The sequence below is a fragment of the Chromohalobacter sp. HP20-39 genome (assembly GCF_033052815.1).
Taxonomy (GTDB): domain Bacteria; phylum Pseudomonadota; class Gammaproteobacteria; order Pseudomonadales; family Halomonadaceae; genus Chromohalobacter.
This window is the reverse complement of sequence record NZ_JAWHTP010000462.1, coordinates 1-303: the sequence shown is the minus strand read 5'-3', so window position 1 is coordinate 303 and position 303 is coordinate 1. Positions and strand designations below refer to the sequence as shown.

The window sequence follows — 303 nt, the reverse complement described above, 5'->3', positions numbered from 1 at the left end:
AAGTCGTCGAGCTGGTCGACTTCCTCAAAGATCCTCAAAAATTCCAGAAGTTGGGCGGACGTATTCCGCGCGGCGTGCTGCTGGTGGGCCCTCCGGGTACGGGTAAGACGCTGCTGGCACGCGCCATCGCTGGCGAAGCCAAGGTGCCGTTCTTCAGCATCTCCGGTTCGGATTTCGTTGAAATGTTCGTCGGCGTGGGTGCAGCCCGCGTGCGCGACATGTTCGAAAACGCCAAGAAGCAGGCGCCTTGCATCGTGTTCATCGATGAAATCGATGCGGTCGGCCGCCAGCGCCACGATGGCG

The 303-nt window shown here is 60.7% G+C and carries 1 protein-coding gene; it reads left to right on the top strand.

The genetic code is table 11. The annotated features are described in order from the left end of the window. Positions 1-303, top strand: a 303-nt coding sequence (locus tag RVY79_RS18820) for an AAA family ATPase (RefSeq protein ID WP_317466079.1), incomplete at both ends; no start/stop codon positions are given.